Origin of the sequence: Enterobacter sp. A103 (assembly GCF_034427535.1) — a bacterium.
In the GTDB taxonomy this organism is placed as follows: domain Bacteria; phylum Pseudomonadota; class Gammaproteobacteria; order Enterobacterales; family Enterobacteriaceae; genus Enterobacter; species Enterobacter asburiae_B.
On the sequence record NZ_JAXQPQ010000002.1, the window covers coordinates 149,737 to 167,119 of the forward strand.

18 protein-coding genes are annotated in these 17,383 nt (G+C 54.6%); 13 read left to right on the forward strand and 5 right to left on the reverse strand.

Translation table 11 applies throughout. The features are described from left to right. Positions 1–176 precede the first annotated feature (176 nt). The 9 genes from mdtH to SPH27_RS06170 all read left to right on the forward strand — a co-directional run bounded on the left by mdtH (position 177) and on the right by SPH27_RS06170 (position 6,853). Complete coding sequence (gene mdtH, locus SPH27_RS06130; protein WP_182931804.1) at positions 177–1,385, forward strand: multidrug efflux MFS transporter MdtH; 1,209 nt, start codon at positions 177–179, stop codon at positions 1,383–1,385. Between the two features lie 123 nt (positions 1,386–1,508). Continuing rightward, entirely contained in the window at positions 1,509–2,069 is a 561-nt protein-coding gene (locus SPH27_RS06135; protein ID WP_023311126.1) for a lipoprotein, read from the forward strand. Between the two features lie 126 nt (positions 2,070–2,195). Continuing rightward, positions 2,196–3,242 carry a dihydroorotase gene (pyrC, locus tag SPH27_RS06140; protein ID WP_033145198.1) on the forward strand — a complete coding sequence of 349 codons (1,047 nt, stop codon included), beginning with the start codon at positions 2,196–2,198 and terminating at the stop codon, positions 3,240–3,242. A gap of 74 nt (positions 3,243–3,316) precedes the next feature. Then, positions 3,317–3,562 carry a DNA damage-inducible protein I gene (gene dinI, locus SPH27_RS06145; protein ID WP_008500826.1) on the forward strand — a complete coding sequence of 82 codons (246 nt, stop codon included), beginning with the start codon at positions 3,317–3,319 and terminating at the stop codon, positions 3,560–3,562. A 274-nt stretch (positions 3,563–3,836) separates the two neighbouring features. Next, the gene (bssS, locus tag SPH27_RS06150; RefSeq protein WP_008500827.1) at positions 3,837–4,091 is read left to right on the forward strand and encodes a biofilm formation regulator BssS; all 255 of its coding nucleotides are present in this window, start codon (positions 3,837–3,839) and stop codon (positions 4,089–4,091) included. A gap of 116 nt (positions 4,092–4,207) precedes the next feature. Next, positions 4,208–5,326, forward strand: a complete 1,119-nt coding sequence (gene solA / locus SPH27_RS06155; RefSeq protein WP_182072964.1) for an N-methyl-L-tryptophan oxidase — start codon at positions 4,208–4,210, stop codon at positions 5,324–5,326. 59 nt (positions 5,327–5,385) lie between these two features. Continuing rightward, a complete protein-coding gene (locus SPH27_RS06160; protein WP_032638658.1) occupies positions 5,386–5,499 on the forward strand; it encodes a YceO family protein in 114 nt (37 codons plus the stop codon). A 207-nt stretch (positions 5,500–5,706) separates the two neighbouring features. Further along, the gene (locus SPH27_RS06165) at positions 5,707–6,273 is read left to right on the forward strand and encodes a cytochrome b (protein ID WP_182072965.1); all 567 of its coding nucleotides are present in this window, start codon (positions 5,707–5,709) and stop codon (positions 6,271–6,273) included. Between the two features lies 1 nt (position 6,274). Beyond that, positions 6,275–6,853, forward strand: a complete 579-nt coding sequence (locus SPH27_RS06170) for a YceI family protein (RefSeq protein ID WP_033145193.1) — start codon at positions 6,275–6,277, stop codon at positions 6,851–6,853. 41 nt (positions 6,854–6,894) lie between these two features. Here SPH27_RS06170 and SPH27_RS06175 read toward each other — a convergent pair whose 3' ends face one another. Further along, positions 6,895–7,944 (reverse strand): rhodanese-related sulfurtransferase, encoded by a 1,050-nt coding sequence (locus SPH27_RS06175; RefSeq protein WP_182072966.1) that lies wholly within the window; start codon positions 7,942–7,944, stop codon positions 6,895–6,897. A 221-nt stretch (positions 7,945–8,165) separates the two neighbouring features. On the opposite strand from SPH27_RS06175, the gene SPH27_RS06180 reads away from it, so the two are divergent. The 3 genes from SPH27_RS06180 (at position 8,166) to SPH27_RS06190 (ending at position 10,922) form a co-directional block, all read left to right on the forward strand. Further along, a complete protein-coding gene (locus SPH27_RS06180) occupies positions 8,166–9,092 on the forward strand; it encodes a Kdo(2)-lipid IV(A) acyltransferase (RefSeq protein WP_182072967.1) in 927 nt (308 codons plus the stop codon). A 140-nt stretch (positions 9,093–9,232) separates the two neighbouring features. Beyond that, positions 9,233–10,450, forward strand: a complete 1,218-nt coding sequence (gene mdtG / locus SPH27_RS06185) for a multidrug efflux MFS transporter MdtG (RefSeq protein WP_182072968.1) — start codon at positions 9,233–9,235, stop codon at positions 10,448–10,450. 97 nt (positions 10,451–10,547) lie between these two features. Continuing rightward, complete coding sequence (locus SPH27_RS06190) at positions 10,548–10,922, forward strand: MysB family protein (protein WP_023311118.1); 375 nt, start codon at positions 10,548–10,550, stop codon at positions 10,920–10,922. 6 nt (positions 10,923–10,928) lie between these two features. Here SPH27_RS06190 and SPH27_RS06195 read toward each other — a convergent pair whose 3' ends face one another. The 3 genes from SPH27_RS06195 to mdoG all read right to left on the reverse strand — a co-directional run bounded on the left by SPH27_RS06195 (position 10,929) and on the right by mdoG (position 15,316). Further along, positions 10,929–11,156 (reverse strand): YceK/YidQ family lipoprotein, encoded by a 228-nt coding sequence (locus SPH27_RS06195; protein WP_024908995.1) that lies wholly within the window; start codon positions 11,154–11,156, stop codon positions 10,929–10,931. A gap of 85 nt (positions 11,157–11,241) precedes the next feature. After that, entirely contained in the window at positions 11,242–13,770 is a 2,529-nt protein-coding gene (gene mdoH, locus SPH27_RS06200) for a glucans biosynthesis glucosyltransferase MdoH (RefSeq protein ID WP_182072969.1), read from the reverse strand. After that, positions 13,763–15,316 (reverse strand): glucans biosynthesis protein MdoG, encoded by a 1,554-nt coding sequence (gene mdoG, locus SPH27_RS06205; protein ID WP_021240787.1) that lies wholly within the window; start codon positions 15,314–15,316, stop codon positions 13,763–13,765. Before mdoG ends, mdoH begins: the two co-directional genes overlap by 8 nt. A gap of 254 nt (positions 15,317–15,570) precedes the next feature. Here mdoG and mdoC point away from each other — a divergent pair, with 254 nt between their 5' ends. After that, entirely contained in the window at positions 15,571–16,710 is a 1,140-nt protein-coding gene (gene mdoC / locus SPH27_RS06210; protein WP_064672268.1) for a glucans biosynthesis protein MdoC, read from the forward strand. A 33-nt stretch (positions 16,711–16,743) separates the two neighbouring features. Here the strand turns inward: mdoC and ymdB are convergent, their stop codons facing one another. Continuing rightward, a complete protein-coding gene (gene ymdB, locus SPH27_RS06215; protein ID WP_023311113.1) occupies positions 16,744–17,286 on the reverse strand; it encodes an O-acetyl-ADP-ribose deacetylase in 543 nt (180 codons plus the stop codon). Between the last annotated feature and the right edge of the window lie 97 nt (positions 17,287–17,383).

Consider the following 17,383-nt stretch of genomic DNA (forward strand, 5'->3'; position numbering starts at 1 on the left):
GCCGTCTGTGAAAACAGTGACATACCATTTTCACCTCTTTTCACATTTTTCGATGAGAACTCTCTATCAAAGCACCCTTTTGATAAAAAAATATTGTCACCCACGGGGGTGGGAAAAAACGCGGCGACACCGCAGAATGTTAGCGTGCTCACCTTCTTATTTTCCCTGGAGGGAAAATGTCCCGCGTATCACAGGCCAGGAGCCTGGGTAAATATTTCCTGCTCGTCGATAACATGCTGGTCGTGCTCGGCTTTTTTGTCGTTTTTCCGCTGATATCGATCCGCTTTGTCGATCAGATGGGCTGGGCGGCATTAATGGTTGGCATTGCCCTGGGGCTACGCCAGTTTGTCCAGCAGGGCCTGGGCGTCTTTGGCGGGGCCATTGCCGACCGCTTCGGCGCTAAACCGATGATCGTTACCGGTATGCTGCTGCGCGCGGCAGGCTTTGCCACGATGGCGGTCGCCCAGGAGCCCTGGCTGCTCTGGTTCTCCTGTTTCCTCTCCGGTATCGGCGGCACGCTGTTCGATCCGCCACGCACCGCGCTGGTGGTAAAGCTTATTCGCCCTCAGCACCGCGGCCGTTTCTTCTCGATACTGATGATGCAGGACAGTGCCGGGGCGGTTATCGGCGCCCTGCTGGGAAGCTGGCTGCTGCAGTATGACTTCCGTCTGGTCTGCGCCGCTGGGGCGGTGCTCTTTATTCTGTGCGCGCTGTTTAATGGCCTGTTCCTGCCCGCCTGGAAACTGTCGACGGTCAAAGCGCCGGTCCGGGAAGGGCTTGGCCGCGTCCTGCGCGACAGGCGTTTTGTCACCTATGTGTTGACCCTGACGGGATACTACATGCTGGCTGTGCAGGTCATGCTGATGCTGCCGATCATGGTTAACGACATCGCGGGGACCCCTGCAGCCGTTAAATGGATGTACGCCATCGAAGCCTGCCTGTCGTTAACGCTGCTTTATCCGATTGCCCGCTGGAGCGAACGGCGTTTTCGTCTGGAGCATCGCCTGATGGCCGGTCTGTTCCTGATGACGCTGAGCATGATGCCGATCGGCCTGGTGAACTCTCTCCAGCAGCTGTTTACGCTGATTTGCACGTTCTATATAGGGTCGATCATCGCCGAGCCTGCCCGTGAAACGCTGAGCGCCTCGCTTGCGGATGCGCGTGCGCGCGGCAGCTATATGGGTTTCAGCCGGCTGGGGCTGGCGCTTGGCGGCGCATTAGGTTACGCGGGCGGCGGCTGGTTGTTTGATGCCGGCAAAGCGTTAAACCAGCCCGAACTCCCGTGGATGATGCTCGGCGTGGTGGGCTTTATGACGCTCCTTGCTCTGTGGTGGCAGTTCAGCCCGAAACGCAGCGCGAGCGGGATGCTCGAGCCTGGCGCGTAGCCTTTCCCTCGGACGGGAGCCCCTCCCGCCCCACTTCTCAGTTTTTTCTGCTGGTTTCTGCCAATTCACACTGACATACTGGCGCAACAGGACAGAAGCGCCGATTTTTCGTTGAGGAACACTATGAAGAAAATTGTCTTTGCCGCGGCATTAGTAGTCAGCGGCCTGCTGGTTGGCTGTAACCAGCTCACGCAATATACCGTCAGTGAACAGGAAATTAATCAGGCGCTGGAAAAACATAACAATTTCTCTAAAGACATTGGCGTGCCGGGACTGGCGGACGCGCATATCGTCCTGACGAACCTGACCAGCCAGATCGGACGTGAAGAGCCAAACAAAGTCACCCTGGCCGGTGATGCGGATCTCGATATGTCATCCCTCTTTGGCAATCAGAAGGCCAACATCAAGCTCAAGCTGAAGGCCCTGCCCGTTTTCAACAAAGAGAAAGGGGCGATTTTCCTGCAGGAGATGGAAGTCGTCGATGCGCAGGTGTCGCCGGACAAGATGGCACCGGTTCTGCAAACCTTGATGCCCTATCTGAACCAGTCGCTGCGAAATTACTTCAACCAGCAGCCCGCGTACGTCTTAAGCGAAGACAAAAGCAAGGGTGAAGCTCTGGCGAAAAAATATGCAAAAGGCATAGAGGTGAAACCGGGTGAAATTATCATTCCTTTCACTGATTAACCTGAAGGGCGCTGCGGCGCCCTTTTTTTTACGGAAAAGTGTGCAAACGAAAACGTTTCCGCTTATGATTTGTGTCCGGCAAAAACAGCCATCCTTATGACTGATTCCTGACAAGCCGGAGCTTCCATGACTGCACAACCCCAGGTTCTTAAAATCCGCCGCCCTGACGACTGGCATATCCATCTGCGTGATGGCGATATGCTGAAAACCGTCGTGCCTTATACCAGCGAAATTTATGGCCGCGCGATTGTCATGCCTAACCTGGTTCCACCAGTCACCACCGTCGATGCCGCGATGGCCTATCGCCAGCGCATCCTGGATGCCGTTCCTGCGGGACACGATTTTACCCCGTTGATGACCTGCTATCTTACCGACTCGCTGGATCCGAACGAAGTGGAGCGCGGGTTTAACGAAGGCGTATTTACGGCGGCGAAACTCTACCCGGCAAATGCCACCACCAACTCCAGCCACGGCGTCACCAGCATTGATGCCATCATGCCGGTTCTGGAACGCATGCAGAAACTGGGCATGCCGCTGCTGGTCCATGGTGAAGTCACGCATGCCGAGATTGACATCTTCGACCGTGAAGCCCGCTTTATCGAGACCGTGATGGAGCCTCTGCGCCAGCGCCTGCCCGCACTTAAAGTGGTCTTTGAGCATATCACCACCAAAGACGCGGCAGAGTATGTACGCGACGGCAACGATCTTATCGCCGCGACCATTACGCCACAGCACCTGATGTTTAACCGTAACCACATGCTGGTGGGCGGGGTGCGTCCTCACCTGTACTGTCTGCCTATTCTCAAACGCAACATCCACCAGCAGGCGCTGCGCGAGCTGGTTGCCAGCGGGTTCTCCCGCGCGTTCCTCGGCACCGATTCCGCACCTCACGCCCGCCACCGCAAAGAGGCGAGCTGCGGCTGTGCAGGCTGCTTCAACGCCCCAACGGCACTGGCCAGCTACGCGACCGTCTTTGAAGAGATGAACGCGCTCGAACATTTTGAAGCGTTCTGCTCCCTTAACGGCCCGCGCTTCTACGGCCTGCCGGTCAACGACACCTTTATCGAACTGGAGCGTAAAGCGAGCCACGTTGAGGAGTCCATTGCGCTGACGGATGACACGCTGATCCCATTCCTGGCGGGCGAAACCGTTAACTGGACGGTAAAACGTTAAAAAATCAATGCCCCTTGTTGTCAAATCGATAATATGCCTGTATAAATAAACAGTATATTACACAGGGGGCATTTATGCGTATTGAAGTCACCATAGCCAAAACAACCGTTCTGCCTGCCGGCGCGCTTGATGCACTGGCAGGCGAATTATCCCGCCGTATTAACAACACCTTTCCCGACAACGCGGGTGCCGTAACGGTGCGTTACGCCGCGGCGAACAACCTCTCCGTCATTGGTGCTGCGAAAGAAGATAAAGATCGCATCAGCGAAATCCTGCAGGAAACGTGGGAAAGCGCAGACGACTGGTTTATCACAGATTAACACTGCTCCCTCATTGTGTTTTTTTGCCGGGTCGCCCCGGCTTTTTTTTGTCTAAAAATCCTGCAAGTTCAAATTAATTCGGCATCTTCTTTAAAAATCGTGAACGAGATGGTGTTTTATTGTTCGAACAATCCTAAAAAGCAGAAAAATGTGTTGCCACCTGTTTATTTTTCCCGTTGGAACCCTTATTACTTGGTATACTGAAGATGCTTTCAGAAAAACATGCATTGAACCTCAGAGCCGTTGTCTTCTAACACGCATTAAGGGGGTTATAATGGAAAAGAATAGTGAAGTGATCCAGACCCATCCACTGGTTGGCTGGGATATCAGTACCGTAGATAGCTACGATGCGCTGATGCTGCGTTTGCACTACCAGACCCCGAATCAACTCAACCGTGAAGAAGCGGAAGTTGGACAGACGCTGTGGCTAACAACAGACGTCGCCCGTCAGTTTATTTCTATTTTAGAGGCAGGTATTGCAAAAATAGAATCTGGCGACTATCAGGAAAATGAGTATAAACGGCACTAAGCTTATGCCCACTTTTCTCTCTACAGGCACCCACGCGGTGCCTTATTTATTTCTCCCTTGTCTAACCCCGCGTTGTTAATTACTCTGCTAACAAAACATCAGTTTATGAGATGCATATGAGATACGACTTAATCATTATTGGTAGCGGCTCCGTGGGTTCCGCTGCCGGTTATTACGCAACACAGGCAGGTCTGAAGGTCCTGATGATCGATGCCCACCTTCCTCCTCATTCGGAGGGCAGCCATCATGGCGATACCCGTCTCATGCGCCATGCGTATGGAGAAGGCGAGCGCTATGTGCCGCTGGTGCTTCGCGCCCAGACGCTGTGGGATGAACTGGCGACACAGACCGAAGAGCGTATTTTCGAGCGTACCGGCGTCGTCAACCTTGGCCCTGCTCATTCTGATTTTCTCGCCGGCGTTGAGCGCAGCGCAAAAGCCTTTAATCTGGATGTTGAGAAGCTGGACGCAACGGGCATTACCGCGCGCTGGCCTGAAATTACCGTCCCGGACGATTACATCGGCCTCTTTGAAGCCCACTCCGGCGTGCTGCATTGTGAAACGGCAATCAAAACCTGGATCGATCTTGCCGCTAAGGCCGGCTGTGCGCAGCTGTTTAACTGTCCGGTGGAGGCCATCACCCATGACGAGAATGGCGTCACGGTAACGACTCTTGACGGCGACTATTCAGCGTCCCACCTGCTCGTCAGCGCAGGAACCTGGGTCACTCGCCTGCTGCCGGAACTGCCAATCCAGCCGGTGCGCAAGGTCTTCTCCTGGTTCCAGTCGGATGGTCGCTACAGCGCGCAGAATAAATTCCCGGCCTTCACCGGCGAATTGCCGAATGGCGATCAGTTCTACGGTTTCCCTTCCGAGAAAGACGCGCTGAAAATCGGTAAACACAACGGTGGCCAGGCTATCGCCTCTCCTGACGAACGCAAGCCTTTTGGCGCCTGTCCACAGGATGGTTCAGAAGCCTTCTCGTTCCTGCGCACTATTCTTCCGGGCGTCGGTGGCTTGCTGTATGGCGCGGCCTGTACCTACGACAACACGCCGGATGAAGACTTCATCATTGATACCCTGCCAGGGCATGACAACGTCCTGCTGATTACCGGGCTGAGCGGCCACGGCTTTAAATTCGCTTCCGTGCTGGGCGAGATCGCCGCGCAGTTCGCCCAGGGTATCAAACCGCAGTTTGATCTGACGCCCTTCTCGCTCTCGCGTTTTAACGGATAATCCGCACGGGCTCCGGACGTTCCGGGGCCCGTTTCATTCACACTGCATTACGGGGCGTTATGCGCAGGATCGTTAGCTTTCTGATGAATAATATTCGCGAGCATTTCATGCTCTATATCTTATTGTGGGCGCTGCTGGCTATTATTGATTTTGTTTACATTGTATTTTATTGAAAACCCTGACTGACAATAATTGACATTAATTTAGCTTTATTGAAACTCACAATTCCTCTTACACGAAGGCATTGAATTACCTTCATCCTTTCCTTTCAAAATTGCTGAAATAAATAAAATAAAAATCAATAGACAATTATTTCAGTTGCAATGTCACATCTTCCCGTTCATTTTTACTCTTCGGTTAATACGAAAATGGACATTCTGATGCAACTGCGTAACACCTCCCGGCGCTACGGAATAATATCCATAGGTTTGCACTGGCTATTTGCTATTGCCGTCTACGGTATGTTTGGCCTTGGACTCTGGATGGTCACGCTCAGCTATTACGACGGCTGGTATCACCAGGCACCGGAGTTACATAAAAGCATTGGCGTTCTCCTGATGCTGGGTCTGGTTTTTCGCGTGATCTGGCGACATGTTTCCCCGCCGCCCGCCGCGCCGAAGACCCACGGGAAAATGACCCGCCTGAGTGCCGTTGCCGCGCATATCGCGCTCTATGCGCTGCTCTTCGCCATTCTGATCAGCGGCTATCTTATCTCAACGGCGGACGGTAAGCCGATTAGCGTCTTTGGCCTTTTTGACGTCCCGGCAACGCTCAGCGATGCGGGCGCTCAGGCTGACACCGCCGGGGTCGTTCACCTCTGGCTTGCGTGGAGCGTCGTGATCCTGTCCGTGCTGCACGGGCTTGCCGCCCTCAAACACCATTTTATTGATAAAGACGATACGCTAAAGCGCATGCTTGGCCGCTCGTCAGTTGACTCTGGAGCATAAAATGAAAAAACACCTGCTGGGTATCGCCCTGGGTTCTCTGTTATTCACCGCCGGTTCCGCCGTGGCGGCTGATTATAAAATTGATAAGGAGGGCCAGCACGCTTTTGTCAATTTCCGTATTCAGCACCTGGGATACAGCTGGCTGTACGGTACCTTTAAAGATTTTGACGGCACATTCACCTTTGATGAGAAGAATCCTGCCGCCGATAAGGTCAACGTAACCATTAATACCAACAGCGTGGATACTAATCATGCTGAACGTGATAAACATCTGCGCAGTGGGGAATTCCTCAATGTCGGGAAATACCCGCAGGCTACCTTCACCTCCACGGAAGTGAAAAAAGAGGGTGATAAGCTGAATATTACCGGCAACCTGACGCTTAACGGCGTAACAAAACCGGTCACGCTGGATGCTAAATTACTGGGTCAGGGTGACGATCCGTGGGGCGGTAAACGCGCAGGTTTTGAAGCGGCGGGTAAAATTCACCTGAAAGATTTTAATATCACAACGGATTTAGGCCCGGCGTCTCAGGACGTTGAGCTGATTATTTCCGTTGAAGGCGTACAGCAGAAATCATAATAGATTCGCCCGGAAGGCTTTCGCCGTGCCGGGCGTTATTATCATTCCGGGTCAGGGATACCCAGTTTGGTATTCAGACGGCCGCGTGATTTATTAAAAATCTTGTTGCCGTTTTCACGTCCTGCGCGACGGCGACGCTGCTCTTCTTCCGGCAGGATGCTCTCTTCGCTGCACAGTTCGCTACAGCAGCCGTTAAACTTCTCGGCACAGGCCGGGCACTGAATGAACAGCAGATGACACCCGTCGTTTTTGCAGTTGGTGTGAGTATCGCACGGTGCGCCGCACTGGTGGCACTGGGCAATAACGTCTTCAGAAATACGCTCACCCATACGCTCGTCAAAGACAAAGTTTTTCCCGATAAAGCGTACCGGTAAACCCTGCTCGCGGGCGCGGCGGGCGTACTCGATAATGCCGCCTTCAATATGCCAGACCTTATTAAAGCCGTTGTGCTTCATCCACGCGCTGGCTTTCTCACAGCGGATACCGCCGGTGCAGTACATAACGATCTTTTTATCTTTATGTTCCTGCATCATCTCAACCGCCTTGGGCAGCTGCTCGCGGAAGGTATCGGCCGGGATTTCCATCGCGTTCTCGAAATGCCCCACTTCGTATTCATAGTGGTTACGCATATCAATGAACACGGCATCCGGATCGTCAAGCATCGCATTCACTTCCGCAGCCTTAAGATATTCACCGACATCCGCCGCGTTAAACGCAGGATCGTCGATACCGTCCGCCACGATGCGTTCACGCACCTTCATGCGCAGCACCCAGAAGGATTTCCCGTCATCGTCCAGGGCAATGTTCAGGCGTAAGCCGTCGAGGGCCGGATCGAACTGATAAAGAAACTCGCGGAAGGCGCTGACTTTGCTTTCCGGTACGCTAATTTGCGCGTTGATGCCTTCACGGGCAAGGTAGACGCGGCCGAAGACGTTCAGGGCCGTAAACGCCTGATAAAGCGCATCGCGGGTCGCCTGCGGATCGTCGATCGTGAAGTATTTATAGAAAGAGATGGTTGTGCGCGGTTCGGTTTCAGCCAACATACGCGCTCTTAACATCTCATTCGACACGCGGTTGTGTAACACTGGCATGGTGTACAGTCCTGGAATCGTTAGAGAGAATGAAAAATCGGTCGGCATCATATAGCAAACAAAACCAATTTACATCCCCACAATTTACGCTACATTTCACACACCCTGATTAATCAGGCTTAACAATTGCTGTATTCGTGCACGCTTCGAAAGCAGATATTTTGGCTATGTCTCAAAAAATGAGACACTAGCAAAACAGGACGTTTGAACACAGGAAAGACATGACCCAGTTACCAAAATTTACTGCCGCCCTTTTGCATCCCCGCTATTGGTTGACCTGGCTTGGCATCGGCTTTTTATGGCTTCTGGTACAGCTTCCCTACCCTGTTATTTTTCGGTTGGGTAAATTTCTGGGCCGCTTCGCGCAACTGTTTATGAAGCGTCGCGCCAGAATCGCGTACCGCAATCTTGAGCTGTGTTTTCCCCAGATGAGCGAGCCAGAGCGTCACGATATGGTCGCGAAGAATTTCGAATCCGTCGGGATGGGGCTCATGGAGACCGGTATGGCGTGGTTCTGGCCGGACAAACGCATGGCCCGCTGGAGCGAGGTGACGGGAACCGGCATGGAGCCTGTGCATACGCTTCAGGCCAACCAGACGGGCGTTTTGCTGATCGGCGTTCATTTCCTGACGCTGGAAATCGGGGCGCGCATGTTCGGCATGCAGGCGCCGGGCATTGGCGTTTATCGTCCTAACGATAACCCGGTCATCGATTTAATCCAGACCAACGGCCGCATGCGCTCCAACAAAAGCATGATCGACCGTAAGGATCTGAAGGGGATGATCCGCGCGCTGAAATCCGGTGAAGTGGTCTGGTATGCCCCCGACCACGACTATGGCCCACAGGCCAGCGTATTTGTCCCCTTCTTCGCCGTTGAAGAGGCCGCCACAACGACCGGTACCTGGATGCTGGCGCGGATGTCTAAAGCTGCCATCGTGCCTTTCGTCCCTCGCCGTAAGCCGGATGGTTCAGGCTACGAGCTGATGATGCTGGAGCCGGAGCTTTCGCCACCGCTTGACGATGCGGAAACCACCGCGCGCTGGATGAACAGCGTTGTGGAGAAGTGCATCATGCTGGCGCCCGAGCAGTATATGTGGCTGCACCGCCGTTTTAAAACGCGTCCACAAGGCACGCCGTCCCGCTATTAATCCCCATGCGGTCTCCAGGGCCGCATGCCGTTTTAGCTTTAAAAGCTCCTCGTCATTGCGGCAATCATAACCCAGGCGCATAATTAGCAGGCTTATTACTTTATGCTTCAGGTGCTCTGCACCTCATTATGCGGATAGTTATGTCACCCTCAGATGCCCCCATAAACTGGAAGCGTAACCTCGCGGTTGCGTGGCTTGGCTGTTTTCTTACCGGCGCGGCCTTTAGCCTGGTCATGCCCTTCCTGCCGCTCTACGTCGAACAGCTTGGCGTAACGGGCCACAGCGCGCTCAATATGTGGTCCGGTCTGGTATTCAGCATCACGTTTCTCTTTTCCGCGATGGCCTCGCCCTTCTGGGGCGGCCTTGCCGACCGCAAGGGACGTAAAATCATGCTGCTGCGTTCGGCGCTGGGGATGGCCATTATCATGGCGCTTATGGGCGTGGCGCAGAACGTCTGGCAGTTTCTGATCCTGCGCGCGCTGCTGGGCCTGCTGGGGGGATTTATTCCCAACGCGAATGCCCTGATAGCCACGCAAATCCCCCGCCATAAGAGCGGCTGGGCGCTAGGAACACTCTCCACCGGCGGCGTGAGCGGTGCTCTGCTGGGACCGCTGGCCGGCGGATTACTGGCGGATAACTACGGCCTGCGGCCGGTCTTCTTTATCACTGCCAGCGTGTTGTTCCTGTGCTTTATCGTCACCCTGCTCTGTATCCGGGAAAACTTCACGCCTGTCGCCAAAAAAGAGATGCTCCACGCCAGAGAGGTGCTGACCTCGCTCAAAAATCCCAGACTGGTGCTGAGCCTGTTCGTGACGACAATGATTATCCAGGTGGCTACCGGGTCGATTGCCCCTATTCTGACGCTGTACGTTCGCGACCTGGCGGGTAACGTTAGCAATATTGCGTTCATCAGCGGGCTGATTGCCTCCGTGCCCGGCGTGGCGGCGCTGCTGAGCGCCCCGAGGCTGGGTAAACTGGGAGACCGCGTTGGTCCCGAGAAAATCCTGATCTGCGCGCTGGTCATTTCCGTCCTGCTGCTTGTCCCGATGTCGATGGTGCAAACGCCATGGCAGCTGGGCGTCCTGCGCTTTTTACTGGGTGCCGCCGACGGCGCGTTGCTGCCCGCCGTACAGAACCTGCTGGTCTACAACTCCACGAACCAGATCGCCGGGCGTATTTTCAGCTATAACCAGTCATTCCGCGATATCGGTAACGTCACCGGACCGCTGCTCGGAGCCGGGATCTCCGCCAGCTTCGGTTTTCGCGCCGTCTTTATCGTGACGGCGGGCGTCGTATTGTTCAATGCCATTTATTCATGGTTCAGTTTATCCCGCGCGCTGCGGCCCGTGACGGAATAAGACGAACGCCTGATAGCTTATTTTCGCATTCATACTTGCAGAATCTTATATTCAGCTATTCTTTCCCTGAAACCTTCTGGAAAACAGGGAGACACCAATGACCATGTACGCCACGCTGGAAGAAGCTATTGATGCCGCTCGTGAAGAGTTCCTCGCCGACAACCCCGGCGTTGAAGAAGAAGATGCTGACGTGCAACAGCTTAATATCCAAAAATACGTTCTGCAGGATGGGGATATTATGTGGCAGGCCGAATTCTTTGCCGATGAAGGTGAAGAAGGGGAATGTTTGCCGATATTAAGTGGTGAAGGTGCGCAGGCCGTCTTTGATGGCGACTATGACGAAATCGAACTTCGGCAGGAATGGCTGGAAGAGAACACCCTGCACGAGTGGGATGAGGGTGAGTTTCAGCTCGAGCCGCCGCTGGATACGGAAGAGGGTCAAACCGCAGCCGACGAGTGGGACGAGCGTTAATTTACGCTATTCGTAAGGGCCGTGGCTGGCATCGATCGGCAGCAACAGCGTGTCGAAAATCAGCGAGAACGGCAGATCGAGCACGGTCAGGTAGCGCCACGCGGAATCACGAAGATCCCATTTCACGCCCGGGTAATACTGATTTCCGTGGCCCTGCCCTGGAATGGTGCGACTGATGATACTGCCGCAGCCGCTGAGCAGGCATGCCATCATAACGACGATGATTATTCTCATCTTTAACCTCTAAAAAAATACCGGCGATTAAGCCGGTATTTTATCTGACGGGTGGCGATTCGCTTACCCGCCTCTTCTTAACAACTTACTTCGCCTTCAGGGCGAGCGGGTTCAGCTTCACGTCCTTATAGTAGTTCACCCACGAAGAGTATTTCTCCGGAGCGGACCACACGCGGTAGTGAAGACGCGCCATTGTCACCGGGTCGCTCAACAGCACCAGACGACGGTCGCGGTTGAGTTTTTCCGGGGTCTCGTTAAGCGCCTGCTCAACGTGACGATCGCGGGCAATCTCCAGCACCTGGCTGGCGCGGTGACGCGCGGTAGCCATTGCCGTCGCCAGGGCGTTGAATGACGGGTTAAACACGGCGTGCATGAAGCCGTCATCCAGCGAGCGACTGCGGTTCTGTTCCAGGTAACGATCGGTATCCACCAGCACCTGCGGCGGGGAATACTCTTCCGGGATCAGGAACAGCTTCCAGCGTTTGGTTCGCAACCCCACCGTTGAACGGCTGGAAATCACGGACACAAACGGCGACAGGATCAGCGAGAATACAATCGGCGCCAGCCAGAACAGGAAGCGCAGATCCAGCCACGCCATCCCGGCAGCCCACACCAGACCCAGCAGAAGCTGAGAACCGTGGCGCATAAAGGCTTCACCCCACGGCGTGGAGTCGTCGTCACGCTGCGGTGAGTTCCAGACCACTTCCCAGCCCAGGAACGCACTGACCACAAACACGGTGTGGAACAGCATACGTACCGGCGCCAGCAGGACGGAGAACAGCACTTCCAGCAGTAGTGAAAGGGTCACGCGGAAGAAACCGCCGTACTCTTTCGAGCCTTTGCACCAGATCAGGATGATGCTGAGCAGCTTAGGCAGGAACAGCAGCACCATGGTGGAGGCAAACAGCGCAATCGCCAGCTCCGGACGCCACTGCGGCCACACCGGGAACAGCTGCCGCGGTTGCAGGAAGTATTGCGGCTCCGTCAGGGCATGAACCACCTGTAAGGCAGTCGACAGCGCCAGGAACATAAACCACAGCGGTGCGGAGAGATAAGACATCACGCCCGTCAGGAACACCGCGCGGTGAACCGGGTGCATCCCTTTTACCAGGAACAGGCGGAAGTTCATCAGGTTACCGTGACACCAGCGGCGGTCACGCTTAAGCTCGTCCAGCAGGTTCGGCGGCAGCTCTTCGTAGGATCCCGGCAGGTCGTAGGCAATCCAGACGCCCCAGCCAGCACGACGCATCAACGCCGCTTCTACGAAGTCATGCGACAGAATAGAACCGGCAAACGAACCATCACCCGGCAGCGGCGCCAGCGCACAGTGTTCAATGAACGGCTTCACGCGGATAATGGCGTTGTGACCCCAGTAGTGCGACTCACCCAGCTGCCAGAAGTGCAGACCGGCCGTAAACAGCGGCCCGTAAACACGGGTGGCGAACTGCTGGCAGCGCGCATAAAGGGTGTCCATTCCGGACGCTTTTGGCGAGGACTGAATGATACCGGCGTTAGGGTTGGCTTCCATCAGACGCACCAGACCGCTCAGGCAGTCTCCGCTCATGACGGAGTCAGCATCCAGCACTACCATGTAGCTGTACTGATTACCCCAGCGACGGCAGAAGTCATCGATGTTGCCGCTTTTACGCTTCACGCGACGACGGCGGCGGCGGTAGAAGATCTGGCCTTCGCCCTGCACTTCTGCAATCAGCTCCATCCACGCTTTTTGTTCCGCCACGCAGATATCCGGGTTGTAGCTGTCGCTCAGGATGTACACGTCGAAATGCTCCGCGTTGCCGGTCGCCTTCACGGACTCCCAGGTCGCACGAAGGCCCGCAAATACGCGGTCAACGTCTTCGTTACAGATAGGCATAATCAGCGCGGTACGGTGTTCGGGATTAAGGGGTTCATCCCCGACCGTTGACGCCGAAATGCTGTATTTGTCACGCCCCATGAGCAATTGCAGGAAGCCCATCAGCGCGGTCCAGAAACCGGCCGAGACCCAGCAGAAGAGGACCGCGAACAGCAGGAGAATGCCGCTCTGCAGGATATACGGCAGCAGCTGCATGAAGGAGACCCAGAGATCCTGGCCCATCATGTCCGTCGGGTTGATAAACGCCCAGCCCTGGTAAGGCAGGATAGTTTTCATGTACCAGGTCGCAACGACCGTCTGCGCCAGCGTCAGAAGCAGCAGGATATAGCGACGGATTGTCCCCACGGTACGCCATTTCTGTTCGGACGCCTGCTCTTCTTTCGTCAGGCGTGACAGATAGCGCGGCGTCACATCACGCCCGCGCAGGCGATCCCAGAAGCGGCCCACCGGGTTGGTGCGCCATGGGTCGGGGAACATAGAGGAACGCGTGGCCTTCGGCATCGCCTGAAGCTGAGCGCGTCCTTCGTCGTCTTTAATCAACTGCCCTTCCGCCAGCGAGTCCGGCCAGGCCTGCTCCAGACGCGCCTTGACTGACCCGAGCGGCGTATCATCATCACGGGAAAACGTATGATGTTCACCATCCAGCGCGGTGTGAACCGCGCGGATGTCGCTCTTTGGCAGTGCCGCTTTTTCGATATCCGTCAGCGGCATGGCATCAATATATTCAGATGTATTATTCATTGGCAGGTAGCTGATAGCTCCAGGTTTCACTCAGCGGCTGATCGTTACTGACCAGCGCAGCACGCATTTCAGTGGTCTGTTTCGGATCTTTCACTTTCACGCGCAGGGTCAGACGCCAGCCTTTGGTTACCGGGTTGTAACGCACGGTATTCTCAACGATCTCACCGTTATCACCGATGCTGGCCTGAGCGGCAACGGCGGTGTCCGGCGACAGTTTCTTCATATCCTGGCCTGTGAAGTCCACGACAAACGCCACGGTACCGTCAGGCTGACGGATAAGATTAGACTGCTTCACATCACCCGTTGAGCGGCGAGTCTGCATTACATACGCGTTATCCGGCGCATGCAGCTTATCTTCGTCGCGGCTGAAGGTAATGGTGTACTTGAAGTTCATCTCTTTACCGGCTTCCGGCAGTTGATCCGGCGTCCAGTAAGCGACGATGTTATCGTTGGTTTCGTCGTTGGTTGGAATCTCTACCAGCTCGACCTTGCCTTTACCCCAGTCACCGTTTGGCGTGACCCAGGCGCTTGGACGCTGGTCATAGCGATCGTCCAAATCTTCAAAGCGGGAGAACTGACGACCACGCTGCAGCAGGCCAAAACCTTGCGGGTTTTCCATTGCGAAGCTGCTAACCGCCAGATGTTTCGGGTTATTCAGCGGACGCCAGATCCACTCACCGTTGCCGGCATGAATAGACAGACCGTTGGAGTCGTGCAGTTCCGGACGGAAGTTGGTAGCCGGTGACGGCTGGTTCGGCCCAAACAGGAACATACTGGTCAGTGGCGCAACGCCCAGTTTGCCCACTTTATCACGCAGGTAAACCTTGGACTGCACGTCAACTACCGTGTCACGACCCGGCATAATTACAAAGCGATAGGCACCGGTTGCACGCGGGGAATCCAGCAGCGCATAAATGGTCAGACGCTTATCCGTTGGCTTTGGACGTTCAATCCAGAACTCACGGAAACGCGGGAACTCTTCACCTGATGGCAGCGCGGTATCAATAGCCAGACCACGCGCAGAAAGCCCGTAAACCTGCCCCGCGCCGATAACGCGGAAATAGCTGGCTCCAAGCATGCTGACGATTTCGTCGTTTTTATCTTTGCTGTTGATCGGGTAAAGCACCTTAAAGCCTGCGAAGCCCAGGTCTTTCACCGTATCTTTGTCGTGTTGCACATTGCCAAAATTGAAGTAATCCGGGCTGTACTTGATCTTACGTACCGCGGTTGCCGTCACTTCATTGATGGCAACAGGCGTGTCGAAGTACATACCCTGATGATAAAATTCAAGCTTGAACGGGGTTTTAATATTGCTCCAGTACGCTTTGTCGTGATTGAACTGGATCTGCTGATAGTCCGCATACTTCATGTCGCGGAAAACGGAGGGCAAGTTACTTTTCGGCGCTTCGTAGCTCTTGCCTGCCATCGATTTTGCCTGTTTTGCGACATCGTCGATGTTAAAGGCCAGTGCCGATGAGGTATACAGTGATAACACCACTGCAGCACCCAACCAACGCATTTTCATCATCTGTGGTTTATGTTTCATAATAAGTAAGCACTTCCCCCTTTGTGTGCTTATATCGATCCGATCCATTTTAATGGAAACTCAGGCAATCCGACAACATTATCACTGCTTTGTTCAGCTGCTGGCTCATGGAATAAGCAAATGAAAGAACCCGCTATTCACTTTGCGTGCTTATCCTGGAGACAGGGTGTCGGTCTTGGTGTAGGGTTGGCTTCGAATGTAACCATTATGAGTCTTAGGGATAAGACGAAAAGTCTGAGAATGCACAACGTTATATGAGCACAACACCAACAGAACGTGAATATTTCCTCGACTCGATCAGGGCCTGGCTGATGCTATTGGGGATCCCCTTTCACATTTCACTGATTTACTCCAGCCACACCTGGCATGTGAATAGCCAGATGCCCTCCTGGTGGCTGACGCTGTTTAATGACTTTATTCACGCCTTCCGTATGCAGGTGTTCTTCGTCATATCCGGCTATTTTTCTTACATGCTGTTTCTGCGATACCCGCTCAAGCGCTGGTGGAAAGTGCGCGTAGAGCGCGTGGGGATCCCCATGCTGACCGCAATTCCACTGCTGACGCTGCCTCAGTTCATTATGTTGCAATATGTCAAAGGCAAAGCGGAGAACTGGCCGAACCTTACGCTGTATGAAAAGTACAATACGCTGGTCTGGGAGCTGGTGTCTCACCTGTGGTTCCTGCTGGTGCTGGTGGTGCTCACAACGGTGAGCCTGTTGATTTTCAGCCGCCTGCGCCACCGTCTGAGTACAAAAGCCGACACCTTCTTCGCCAACGTTACGATGGGCAAACTGTCTGTGCTCTTCTTGCTGTTGGGGATTGCCTATGCCGCCGTGCGACGGACGCTGCTTATCGTCTATCCGCCGATTTTGAGCGACGGGTTATTTAATTTTGTGGTGATGCAGTCCTTGTTCTACATTCCGTTCTTTTTAATCGGCGCGCTGGCTTTTATTCATCCGAAGCTTAAATCACTGTTTGTCACCCCATCACCGTGGTGCGCGCTGGGGGCCACCCTCGCGTTCGCGGCCTATCTGCTGAATCAGCGCTACGGCAGCGGCGACGCCTGGATGTATGAAACGGAAAGCGTGATCACAATGCTGCTGGGGCTGTGGATGGTGAACGTGGTATTCGCGCTGGGCCACCGCTTGCTGAACTTTAAGTCCAGCCGCGTGACCTACTTCGTTAATGCGTCACTGTTTATCTATCTGGTGCATCACCCGTTGACGCTTTTCTTCGGGGCTTACATCACACCGCACATCGCCTCCAACACGCTGGGCTTCTTTACCGGGCTGGTGTTTGTTGTAGGGGTGGCAATCGTACTCTACGAAATCCATCTGCGGATCCCGCTCCTGCGCTTCCTCTTTTCAGGAAAACCACAGGCAAAAGCCTCATAAATCACGCGGCGCATCCGCTGCGCCGCGTTTGCATCAGCTCTCCAGTTCTTGTCTGCGCTGAGTCAGAAGCCGCTGATAAAGATGCGTGGTGTCGTCGTCGAAACAGACAAAAATCACCTTCTCTGGCAGCGGTTTTAGCGACAAATAGCGGTAAACCGTTTCAACGGCGATCGTTGCGGCAGCGGCCTTAGGGTAACCATACACGCCGGTGCTGATCGCCGGAAACGCCATCGTTTTATAACCGTTGTCGGCGGCCAGTCGCAGACAGTTCCGGTAAGCCTCTTCCAGAATACTCGCTTCGTGCTGATCACCGCCATGCCAGACCGGCCCTACCGCGTGAATTACCGCTCTCGCAGGCAGATTGCCCGCCAGCGTAATCACCGCGTGACCGGGAGGACATTCGCCCTGCTGTTGCCGCACGGTTTTACAGGCTTCCAGCAGCTGCGGTCCGGCAGCCCGGTGGATAGCCCCGTCCACGCCGCCTCCCCCCATCAGGGAGGGATTGGCCGCATTGACGATAACGTCGACGTGCACTGTCGTAATATCGCCATGAATAATTTCAATTTGCGGTTTCATAAAGCCCCTCTGCAACCCGCCATTTTCTTAAGTGTATCGCAGAGGAGACCGGGAGAAAAAACTATCAGAAAAAATCCTCATCCATCGCAGGGCGGGA

Excerpts from the sequence above, each read along its gene's own strand:
- SPH27_RS06160 (WP_032638658.1), top strand. The coding sequence starts at position 5,386 with ATGCGCAGGATCGTTAGCTTTCTGATGAATAATATTCGCGAGCATTTC.
- SPH27_RS06195 (WP_024908995.1), bottom strand. The coding sequence starts at position 11,156 with ATGAGAATAATCATCGTCGTTATGATGGCATGCCTGCTCAGCGGCTGC.
- SPH27_RS06165 (WP_182072965.1), top strand. The coding sequence starts at position 5,707 with ATGCAACTGCGTAACACCTCCCGGCGCTACGGAATAATATCCATAGGT.
- solA (WP_182072964.1), top strand. The coding sequence starts at position 4,208 with ATGAGATACGACTTAATCATTATTGGTAGCGGCTCCGTGGGTTCCGCT.
- SPH27_RS06135 (WP_023311126.1), top strand. The coding sequence starts at position 1,509 with ATGAAGAAAATTGTCTTTGCCGCGGCATTAGTAGTCAGCGGCCTGCTG.
- mdoG (WP_021240787.1), bottom strand. The coding sequence starts at position 15,316 with ATGAAACATAAACCACAGATGATGAAAATGCGTTGGTTGGGTGCTGCA.
- mdoC (WP_064672268.1), top strand. The coding sequence starts at position 15,571 with ATGAGCACAACACCAACAGAACGTGAATATTTCCTCGACTCGATCAGG.
- ymdB (WP_023311113.1), bottom strand. The coding sequence starts at position 17,286 with ATGAAACCGCAAATTGAAATTATTCATGGCGATATTACGACAGTGCAC.
- mdtH (WP_182931804.1), top strand. The coding sequence starts at position 177 with ATGTCCCGCGTATCACAGGCCAGGAGCCTGGGTAAATATTTCCTGCTC.
- mdoH (WP_182072969.1), bottom strand. The coding sequence starts at position 13,770 with ATGAATAATACATCTGAATATATTGATGCCATGCCGCTGACGGATATC.
- pyrC (WP_033145198.1), top strand. The coding sequence starts at position 2,196 with ATGACTGCACAACCCCAGGTTCTTAAAATCCGCCGCCCTGACGACTGG.
- dinI (WP_008500826.1), top strand. The coding sequence starts at position 3,317 with ATGCGTATTGAAGTCACCATAGCCAAAACAACCGTTCTGCCTGCCGGC.
- mdtG (WP_182072968.1), top strand. The coding sequence starts at position 9,233 with ATGTCACCCTCAGATGCCCCCATAAACTGGAAGCGTAACCTCGCGGTT.
- SPH27_RS06190 (WP_023311118.1), top strand. The coding sequence starts at position 10,548 with ATGACCATGTACGCCACGCTGGAAGAAGCTATTGATGCCGCTCGTGAA.
- SPH27_RS06170 (WP_033145193.1), top strand. The coding sequence starts at position 6,275 with ATGAAAAAACACCTGCTGGGTATCGCCCTGGGTTCTCTGTTATTCACC.
- SPH27_RS06180 (WP_182072967.1), top strand. The coding sequence starts at position 8,166 with ATGACCCAGTTACCAAAATTTACTGCCGCCCTTTTGCATCCCCGCTAT.
- SPH27_RS06175 (WP_182072966.1), bottom strand. The coding sequence starts at position 7,944 with ATGCCAGTGTTACACAACCGCGTGTCGAATGAGATGTTAAGAGCGCGT.
- bssS (WP_008500827.1), top strand. The coding sequence starts at position 3,837 with ATGGAAAAGAATAGTGAAGTGATCCAGACCCATCCACTGGTTGGCTGG.